General features: G+C 42.1%; 6 protein-coding genes. All 6 read left to right on the forward strand.

The window, feature by feature from the left end; genetic code table 11:
- The first annotated feature begins 1,665 nt into the window (after positions 1 to 1,665).
- The 6 genes from F6K54_RS31665 (at position 1,666) to cobD (ending at position 10,178) form a co-directional block, all read left to right on the forward strand.
- Positions 1,666 to 4,062 (forward strand): type IV pilus secretin family protein, encoded by a 2,397-nt coding sequence (locus F6K54_RS31665; RefSeq protein ID WP_293086826.1) that lies wholly within the window; start codon positions 1,666 to 1,668, stop codon positions 4,060 to 4,062.
- Between the two features lie 123 nt (positions 4,063 to 4,185).
- Positions 4,186 to 4,452, forward strand: coding sequence for a hypothetical protein (locus F6K54_RS31670; protein ID WP_293086829.1), 267 nt, complete (start codon positions 4,186 to 4,188; stop codon positions 4,450 to 4,452).
- 605 nt (positions 4,453 to 5,057) lie between these two features.
- The gene (ltrA, locus tag F6K54_RS31675) at positions 5,058 to 6,734 is read left to right on the forward strand and encodes a group II intron reverse transcriptase/maturase (protein ID WP_293086831.1); all 1,677 of its coding nucleotides are present in this window, start codon (positions 5,058 to 5,060) and stop codon (positions 6,732 to 6,734) included.
- A 57-nt stretch (positions 6,735 to 6,791) separates the two neighbouring features.
- Positions 6,792 to 8,000, forward strand: a complete 1,209-nt coding sequence (locus F6K54_RS31680) for a transposase (protein ID WP_293086837.1) — start codon at positions 6,792 to 6,794, stop codon at positions 7,998 to 8,000.
- A 771-nt stretch (positions 8,001 to 8,771) separates the two neighbouring features.
- Complete coding sequence (locus F6K54_RS31685) at positions 8,772 to 9,059, forward strand: HU family DNA-binding protein (RefSeq protein ID WP_094671573.1); 288 nt, start codon at positions 8,772 to 8,774, stop codon at positions 9,057 to 9,059.
- 12 nt (positions 9,060 to 9,071) lie between these two features.
- A complete protein-coding gene (cobD, locus tag F6K54_RS31690; protein ID WP_293086834.1) occupies positions 9,072 to 10,178 on the forward strand; it encodes a threonine-phosphate decarboxylase CobD in 1,107 nt (368 codons plus the stop codon).
- Positions 10,179 to 10,393: the final 215 nt, after the last annotated feature.

Consider the following 10,393-nt stretch of genomic DNA (forward strand, 5'->3'; position numbering starts at 1 on the left):
ATTTTTCTGCCTAACTATGAGCCTAAAATACTAACTTTTTGAGGGTTTTAGACATGATACCAGGCACTTTTTTAGACCCCAAAAAGGCTAAAATCTTTATCTGTAAATACTTTTAGATTTAATCAGCAAGCCCTAATTAGGGTTTGCGTATGGAAAGTCTTTTTGCTGGGGTAGGAGACAGGAGACAGGAGAAATAGGAATTTAGAAGAGGTAGGAGCTAAGTTTTGTAAGAATGATTTTTCTGCCCAATGATGCGCCTAAAATACTAACTTTTTGAGCGTTTTAGCCTGAAACAGGCACACTTTTTTCTAACCCAAAAAGGCTAAAGTCTTTATCTGTCAATACTTTTAGATTTAATCAGCAAGCTCTAATAATTAATTATTACCTCTAGCTAAAGCATTGGGATTGAAATCTGGAATATTCTCTTTCTCTTGGTATCATCGATATGGCGCAGGTTTCGGAGTCATCCCACCCTACAGGAAGCTACGCTAACGACCGCTTTTTATCTCCTTAAAAGGCTATGCTTTATAAACATCTTTAAATTAACATAAAACTTGACAAAATAGACAAGTTATGTATAAGTTTTTAAAAGGTTTTTGTCAGAGAAAAAGTGTATTAAAAAGTACATTTTTTTTGATAAGTTAAGTAGGGTTTGCTGAATAAATATAAAAGTATTTGCCGATAAAGGTTTTAGCCTTTTTAAGTATCAAAAGGTGCGAGGTTTTAGATAGTAATGGTTCAAAAATTTAAGATTTTGGTCAAGAATTGGGCAAAAAATCAAGGGACGATTCTTCCTACTATCTCCTCTATAATTCCCCGTTCCCCTTGACTCCTGTCTCCTGTCTCCTGTCTCCTACTCTAGCAAAAAGACTTTTTCAGCAAGCCATAAGTAGTTTTTCTGATCTACTATGATTCTTTCTCCCTTCTCCCCCAATCCCTTCTCCCCTTCTCCCCACAAGGCTTTCAGGAGTTATTCATAAGGGATAGCTTAAAAGGGGGAGGCTTTAGACCAGAATTTTTCGGAAAGTAGAAAAAAGAAAAATTTGAAAGGTAACACTTCCAAAGCTGTAGATAAAGCCCTATACTCTAGCCAAATACATAAAATAACGATGGTAGAGAGTTAGCTAGGCGGATTTGTCCCCTGCTTGAATAACCACAAGCAGATTTCAACCCGAATTGACTACTCCCCGTAGCTGTTGCCGAGGGGATTCTAAGTTGATACTACGCAACACCGATAAATCCTTGTTGCTTCGTTTTTTCTTAGCTGACCAAAGATACACTCTTTGGGGACAAGTCAAAGTGCCCCTATACAGTCGGCTTAAGTTTAACCCTAGCCTTCTGCTTACTTTTGTCTAAACATTTGTATATTAAGAAAATAGCATAGGACAACTAAAGTTGTCTAGTCTAAACGACTCGCTTGTTTTCATCCCCCGGTTAAAACACGGGGGGCTTTCAACGTCGCTTTTCGGTAAAAATCTGCCCTGAAAGTCAGCTCACAGGTAGATTATTATCTACCTCGAGGAGTCTAGAAGTCTTTTGACAGGCTAGAAGCAAAAGTGGACTTTTCCCTTTTGCGGTGTTTTTTTACACAGAATTCAGGGTGTTTAAACCCCTGGAGATGTCAACAATATTTTCCCAATCATCGCCTAGTGTGGAGTGAGAACAGTGAAACAGCAAATTTCAATTAGTAGTGGACTGTTAAGCGGGGTGGCTGCGGTAATCATCGCCCAGACACCAGCCTTTGCAGTTACACAAATCACCCAAGTTCAGTTAAGTTCAGTAGAAGGGGGCATGAACATCGTCCTAGTGACAAATAATGGCGATCGCCCCGAAGTTTTCTCAGTAAATAGAGATAACTCTTACGTTGCAGACATCATCAATGCTCAACTAAGCATACCTGAAGGCAATAAATTTCGGAAAGATAGTCCAGCACCAGGCATAAAATATGTAGAAGTAATGCAGGTAGATGCCAACAGTGTGCGGGTAGTCATCCAAGGAACAGAAAGCCCTCCCAGAGGCAGGATTATTCAAGGGGGGGGCCGAGGAATTGTTCTGAGCGCTGCAGCAGGTTCAGGAGAAGTAGCTCAAGCATCTACACCTAAACCTAATAGCTTTCCCCCACCCTCAGAAGAATCTGAACCTGCCCCCCCACCTGTAGAACCGGAACCTACTGTAGTATCTCCAAGAGAAACAACTACAGCCCAAAAATCAAAGGTATTATTACCTGATTCTGAACTAACAGGAGATGGTTTCCCCACCTTACCAGGACAACCATCCCCCAGCGAAGTCCCTCCCTTTCAACCACGAGCAGTAGCACCACCAGTAGGTGACATAGCAATATCCAATATTAATCCCTCAGTAGAAGTTATAGATTTAGGCACACAAGAAAGAATACCTCGTTTAGTCTTGCGAGATGCTCCAGTGAGAGATGTTTTAGCTTTATTAGCTAGAGCTGCCGGGTTGAATGTAGCCTTCAGTTCAGGTGGAGAAGAAGAAACTGGGCCGAATATTTCCCTAGATATTGAAAATGAGTCCGTTCAAGATGTTTTTAACTATGTTCTGCGTCTCAGTGGTTTGCAGGCCAACCGAGTAGGGAATACAGTATTTGTGGGGCAAGAATTACCCACAGAAGCCAGAAATGTTGTAGTCCGTTCTTTCCGCTTAAACCAAGTTACAGCCCAAGCTGCTGCAGGTTTCTTAGTTAGTATGGGAGCTGAAAGTGCTATTGTTACAAGTCGGCCAGTAACTCAGGTGAATACGGTTAATATTCCTGGAACTAATCAGGCAATTACAAATACAGAAACTATTGAAAGAACAGTTATTCAGCCACTACGTTACGACCCCCAAAATTCTCCCTCATTATTAAAAGGTTTACAGGTAGTAACTGATAGCCGACTTAATAGCGTGACTTTAGTAGGGCCACCACAACAAGTAGAGATTGCCGCAGCCCAACTGGTACAACTAGATTTACGACAAAGGCAAGTAGCTGTAAACGTAAAGGTTATAGATATTAATTTAGCAGCAGAGGAAAACTTTAATAGTAGTTTCTCCTTCGGGGTTAATGACAGTTTCTTTATTAACGATAATGGAGCAGCATCTCTGAATTTTGGCAGTCTCCAACCTGCTCGTCAAACAGATCAGGATGGTAGTTTTCCTCTTTCCCGCCCTGTCACTGGTAACCCACTTTCTGGAAACGACCCATTCTTTGATAGCCAACGTACATTTGACGTTCCATTTACAGGTATTCCTAACGTCAATCAAGGTAGAGGTACTTTCCTCAGGCCAATAGCTCCCACCACAGGTGAACCGACAAGAGTTGGGATTACAGATTATGAACCATCAGAGGTAGATGTTGATGACGATGGAATATTGGAGGTAGAACTAGGAGAGGCAGAATTTGGCTTGTTCCCCCAAATTTTGTACCCAAGGCGATTTCTTGGTCAATTAAGGGCTACTATTGACAGTGGTAATGCTAAAATTCTTACCGATCCAACTTTAGTCGTTCAAGAAGGGGAGATTGCTAGTGTCAGACTTGTAGAAAATATTATCAGAAGTATTGACAGTAATTTTTCAATTGAGGGAAATGGGTTTCGAGAAACTAGAAGTATTCAATTTGAAGATGTAGGTTTGACCCTAGCTATACAGGTGGAGAGAATAGACGATAATGGCTTTGTCACTCTAACAGTAAATCCAGATGTCAGCTTTATTTCGGATAGGATACCAACGGATGCTAATAATGTCAGTGAATTTGGTACAGAAGTCGCCAGGCGTCGGGTAGAATCTGGTAGAATTCGTCTGCGGGATGGACAAACTCTAATTATTTCTGGCGTTATTCAAGAGCAAGAAAGAACAACAATAAATAAGGTACCTATTTTGGGAGATTTACCAATAATTGGTTCTCTCTTCCGCAGTAGTCAAAATGAAAATCAACGAGCAGAGACAATTATACTACTGACACCTCAAATACTGGATGATGGCGATCGCTCTTCTTGGGGTTATCGATTTAATCCTAGTCCAGATGCTTTGCAAATGATGGAAAGGGGTCAGCCAAGACCACGGTGACATCTCCCACACTAAGCTCGCACTATAGTGTGGGCTTCTCGTTTTAAGAGCTAACTTTTGATGCTAAACTAATATGTGAATATAATTTTAGCGACTCAAAAATTAAAGGAGGTGATAGTCACTATGGCCAATAGAAGATTGACTTTTCGACTGTACCCGACAAAAGTACAGAAAGAAAAACTATTTTTAGCCAGAAAGCTACACCAACTTTTGTATAACGCTTGTGTTGCTCATAGACGTTTTGAGTGGAGAAAAACGCGAAGAAGTATAGATTACTTTACTCAACAAAACGCATTACCTGGTTTTAGGCAGCAGTGGCCAGATTACCAGCAACTCAATCTGACTGCGCTACAGGCAACAGTCAAGCGTGTTGATAATGGTGCGACCTGAACTGGTCGTTTGAAAATGGGGACACCCAGTCCCTACAGGGATTTCCACTCCTGTCTCTCATGGAAAGCTCTCCTATTAGGGAGAGTGGCGACGCTGGTAGTAAGTAATGAAGCCAGTGGGATGCACGCCCCAAACGTAGCCGATGCCAGTAGGGTCAACTGGTTAGGAGCAAGGGGGAAGAAACGAAAGGATGAACATAGTCTAAGCTGATGATTAAACTGCGTCATACACGAAATAGCCAAATGACTCCTGACAGGCTATAACCAAAATGGTGAGTAGGTGGTTGTTACGCTCTAAGTTCGTAACAACGTTGGAAACACAATCCCTACCGCAGAAGAGTCAGCCATCCTAACCGTCTGGCAAGATTCAAACGACACAACAGAGTAAGCCCTACAAGGTCTGTTAGAGGTCGAACTGGCAGTAGGTCAGAGGTAACGAAGACACAATCCCTTGTCGGGTAAAGGAAGGAACAAAAAGCAAATGCTGGCTTGTAATGAGTCAGATAAGGGTTCAAGATTTGCCCTTGACCGAAAGGAAAGCCCACTTGTTCTCGGTGTTATACGAAAGAAAAACATTTAAGGGTAATGAACCCAAGGAGAAGTTAGATGTCAGAGCCTGCTTTGACAAATGGACTAAGGGGACAGCTAGAAGACTGGAGTCAGATTAACTGGCGTAAGGTTAAAAAGGCTGTCAAGAACTTAAGAATGCGTATCTTTCGTGCTAGAAAACTTGGCCAGTGGAAGAAGTTACGCCGACTTCAGAAGCTGTTGTTACGAAGCGGAGCCAACTTGCTTCTATCAGTGCGACAAATCACTCAAATCAATCAAGGAAAGCAAACCGCAGGTGTGGACAAGGAGGTAATAAACACATCAGACGAGCGAGTGAAACTTGTGAACAGTTGGGAAATGCCCAAGAGCAGCCCGACACGGCGTGTGTACATACCCAAATCAAACGGGAAGAAACGTCCTCTCGGCATTCCCACCGTGAAGGATAGAGTCGCACAAGCAATGGTTAAGAATATACTGGAACCCGAATGGGAAGCCGTGTTTGAGCCTAACTCCTACGGGTTTAGACAGGGTAGAGCGTGTCAAGATGCCATTGGGCAATGCTTCCTCCGACTTAAAGGAGATAGTAGCGATGGAAGAACATTTGATAAGTGGGTTCTAGACGCAGATATTAAAGGGTTCTTTGACAATATTGCTCATGAATCCATCCTGAAAGCTGTTGAGTCAGTACCACGTGGAGACCTAATAGAAGGATGGTTAAAAGCAGGGTATCTGGATAAGGGAACGTATAACCCTACTGAAACAGGCACTCCACAGGGCGGTGTTATAAGTCCACTGTTAGCAAACATTGGACTGCACGGGTTAGAACAATTTATTAAATCAATTAACCCAAAGCTAGGCATCATCAGGTATGCGGATGACTTTGTAGTTACCGCCAAGGACAAGGAATCACTTGAGGCAGTGCTAATCCTGATAAAGCAATGGATGTCTCAAAGAGGTCTGGAAATCAGCGAGGAGAAGACAAAGATATTGAGCATGGAAGAGGGATTTGACTTCCTTGGCTTTAACCTACGCCATTATAATGGCAAACTATTGATTAAACCTTCCAAGCAAAAGGTATTAGCCTTTTGTAAAAAAGTAGGGCAAGTCATTATGAATATGAAGGGAGCGAAGCAAGAAGAAGTAATACGAGTCCTGAACCCGATTCTCCGAGGTTTTGCCAACTACTACCGAGGGGTGGTGAGCAAAGAAACCTTCAGCTACACTCAAAATAGAGTGTGGAAATACCTCTGGCGTTGGTGTTGTCGGCGACACCCAAACAAAAGTACAAAGTGGGTAAAAGATAAATACTTCGGTTCATACAAAAGGAATCACTGGACGTTCATGTGTTACGGAGAAGGACGCGGTGGAAAAGAGAAACAGTACGTTCTCTATAACATCGCTTCTACTCCAATTGTGCGTCACGTCAAAGTTAAGGGGGCTGCCAGTCCCGATGACCCCTCACTCCGTGAGTATTGGCAAGAAAGAAGTCTCAAGATAGGGAAACAAAAATGGGCAAAAGGCTCTAAGTATGAGCGAGTAGCCAAGATGCAAGAACATAAGTGTCCTATCTGTGGGGATAGCCTCTACAACGGAGAAGAAATCGAAACCCACCACATAATACCTGTAAAAGACGGTGGCTCGGACGACACCGAGAATCTAATCCACTTGCACAGAGCGTGCCATAAGCAGGTTCACAGTTCAAAATCCAAGAAACTAGCTCGAAGTAACGCCTGAGCCGTGTGATGGGAAATTGTCACGCACGGTTCTAAGGGGAGGGGATGGAGGCGACTCCTGAATCTTACCCGACCTTATAATGCTTTTTTAAAAGGAATTAGGAAACGCCCTAAATTCAAATCGATCGGGAATTACTCCGGTTGGACTTATCCAGATGGTAGGCAAGGTTTTAAAGTGCAGATTGAATGTAGCCAAAAATATGCAGTCAACTGTGGATGGGTGACACTTAATGACTTGGGTATGAGACTCAGAATGCGGGGTAGGTTTAAGTATTGGGGAAAACCTACTACTTGTACGATTGTTTATCGTCCTCATAAAGATGAGTGGTATGCTTCATTTAGTATCAAGACCTCGGAACCTGAGCCATTGTTTGGCAGTAAGTCTCCACTGAATTATGAGTCAATGGTGGCTTTTGACTTAGGAACAAAAACAGCATTGACTTGCTATGACGGGTATGGGTTCAACTCAATCAGTAATCCTAGATTTGATAGGGAGTTTGCCCCAAAAATTAAGCAAGCTTCACGTCAACTCAAAAGAAAGCAGCGACCAATTAAAGGTAAGCAAAAAGCATCAAGTAGATGGAAAAAAGCGAAGAGAAAAATCTCGAAACTCAAGGCCAAACAGTCAGCCGTAAGACAAGATTGGCAGCACAAAGTCACAACAGAAATTGCTAGTTGTTATGACATCGTTGTGACCGAAAAGTTAAATGTTAGAGGTATGACCCGCAAGGCCAAAAAAGGTAAACGCAAAAAACAGAAAGCAGGCTTAAACCGTGCCTTATTAGATGTGGGTTTCGGAGCGTTAAATCAAATGGCGCTATATAAAATCCTCGCTAAAGGTGGTTTGCACATTACAATAGATACCAAAAAAGTCAAGCCATCTCAACGTTGTCCTCGATGTGGAACTGTTCATAAGGAATGGGCGCAATTGAGTAATCGTTACCATGTTTGTGATGATTGTGGATTTGAAATACCAAGAGACCAAGGCTCGGTCATGGTAATGTGGCAAACAGCAGCGGATAAACAGCCGGGGTTAGGAACTAACCTCGTTAGTCGTCGATGTTCTAGCTCTACTGATTCGACCCGTAAACATACGGGCTCGATGTTTGCGGAGCATTCCGAAGGAAAGCAACTGGGGCAGATGAAACGATTGCTGGCGCAAAGCTTCGCTAACAAAATCTCAAAATGTAGATGTTTCGGGTGCGGTTTCTCAAACCCCGCACGTCTACACGGCGGGGTAGTTCATCGTCTTAGTTTTAATTACTAGCTAGGGTTTGTGTATGGAAAGTATTTTTGCTGGAGTAGGGACCCACCCCTAACCCCTCCCAGGAGGGGAAAAAGGGAGTAGTTAGGACATAGAAGGAATGGGAATTACAGAGTCAGTGGCCATTCATAATAGTCAGAGTGATTTTTCGGCTGCGTGCAGGGCGTGAAAATCCTCACTTTTTTAACCTACACTTGCTGAAAAGCTCATACTTTTTCCAGACATAAATTGCCTAAAACCAATATCAGTAAATGCTTTGATATTTAATCAGCAAGCCATAGCTAAAGGTAAAAATTTTAACTAAGTAGTGCTTCATAAAATGAATAATATTTGACGCACCACAAAAATAAGAAAATCTAGAAAAAAAGTCCTTTAACGAATCTAGAATAGTTTTTTTCGGCCCAAAATATAATTAAAAACTAAAGAAGTCTAGAAATCTACATAAATTAAACGTTTCACCGCTCCATATTACCCAAGCACAGATTAGAATAAACCAGTGAAAGCTAGATTCTATGGGGTTTTCAGCAAAAAAATCTTGATGCCATCCCTAAAACTCACGCTTATGATAGGCAAGAGGATATGGGAAACCATTATCAGTCAAAGGTTCTGAGGTTTTGGTAGGAGAAACAAAAGGTTGAAGTTAATCACAAAAAGCTTAATAGTGGAAAACCTATCGATGGTATCCCAAGACCTTACTTACCTAAACTTTAGATGTACTTGCTGCAAACTAAACCCTGCTAGAATATTCAGTCCAAATTCAAAAGGAGTATCTCAATGAACAAAGGCGAATTAGTTGACGAAATTGCAAAAAAAGCTGATGTCACTAAAAAGCAAGCTGATGCTGTACTTAGTGCAGCCCTAGAAGCTATTATGGAAGCTGTGGCCAGTGGGGATAAAGTGACCCTAGTAGGCTTTGGTTCATTTGAATCAAGAGAACGTAAAGCCAGGGAAGGTCGTAATCCCAAAACAGGTGACAAAATGGAAATACCTGAAACTACAGTGCCTGCTTTTTCTGCAGGTAAATCTTTCAAAGAGTTAGTTGCAGACAAAAACGGTAAATAATCATATCCAGCTTTGACTAAACCAGTACACGGAGGAAATTTAGCTTGGGCAGCCACAATAGCAGGTTGTCCAATATCTGCTATTCTTGATTTTTCTGCCAGTATTAATCCTCTAGGGCCACCAGGTTCGGCTATCCATGCCATTCAAACTCAGATCGATAAACTCAGAGCTTATCCAGACCCCAATTATCATGAGTTAAAGAGAGTACTGAGTCTAGTACATCCTCCTCTGACTCCAGAGTGGGTTTTACCTGGCAATGGTGCAGCTGAATTATTAACTTGGGCAGCTCTAGATTTGTCAAAGCTGGAGGCAACTTATTTGGTAACGCCAGCTTTTGGTGATTATCGACGTGCCCTGCAAACTTTTACTTCTAATGTAGTGGAATGTCCCTTAATCATCGGGCGATCGCAATTACCTCAGTTGGAAATAGGAGCTGATACGAATAAAGGACTACTTCTAAATAATCCTCATAATCCTACGGGAATTTTGATTAAGGCTGAAGCAATTGTTCCTTATTTAGAAAAGTTCGGTTTGGTAGTGGTAGATGAAGCATTTATGGACTTCTTACCACCGCCTCAACTAGAAAGCTTAGTGCCATTGGTGACAGAATTTGAGAATTTGGTCATTTTACGTTCTTTGACTAAATTCTATAGTTTACCTGGACTACGCTTGGGTTATGCAATATCTCATCCTGAACGCCTTCGGAAATGGCAAAAGTGGCGAGATCCTTGGCCTGTAAATACTTTTGCTATTGCTGCAGCTCAAGCAGTTTTACAAGACCAAGCATTTCAACGGCTAACTTGGGATTGGTTGGCAGATGCTCGTTCCCAGTTATTCCAAGGGTTGGCTGAGTTACCGGGGTTACAACCATATCCGGGGGCAGCCAACTTTTTATTAGTTTACTCACAAACGTCCGTTGACTGGTTACAGACAATATTACTGAAACGGCATAAAATTTTGATTAGAGATTGTTTAAGTTTTCCAGAGTTGGGCGATCGCTATTTTCGAGTGGCTGTCCGTACCAAAGAAGAGAATCAAATGTTACTTGATGGTTTAACAGAAATTGTCAACTTCTGCGGGCTGAAACCGCGCAGCTTGGATAACCCAATATCCGACTAAGAGTTGGCGCTTACCATACAGCCCAAAGCGATAACACTTCTGGGTATTTCCCTAGCTCGGATTATCTGTTGGCCTTTTTGGGTAAAGGCACTGCGTTATTGCAGGAAACAACGCTTTTGGTGGTCTTAGGGACATACAACTTTCTCGAAAAGGATTATCTCTGATGATTCGAGTACCAGTACAAGTGCGACTCGTTCCTACTAGGAGCCTCTAGC

The sequence above is a fragment of the Okeania sp. SIO3B5 genome, from assembly GCF_010692555.1.
Taxonomy (GTDB): Bacteria; Cyanobacteriota; Cyanobacteriia; order Cyanobacteriales; family Microcoleaceae; genus Okeania.

What these genes read in the sequence shown, in the direction of transcription:
- ltrA (WP_293086831.1), top strand. Translation starts at nt 5,058, where the DNA reads ATGTCAGAGCCTGCTTTGACAAATGGACTAAGGGGACAGCTAGAAGAC.
- F6K54_RS31685 (WP_094671573.1), top strand. Translation starts at nt 8,772, where the DNA reads ATGAACAAAGGCGAATTAGTTGACGAAATTGCAAAAAAAGCTGATGTC.
- F6K54_RS31670 (WP_293086829.1), top strand. Translation starts at nt 4,186, where the DNA reads ATGGCCAATAGAAGATTGACTTTTCGACTGTACCCGACAAAAGTACAG.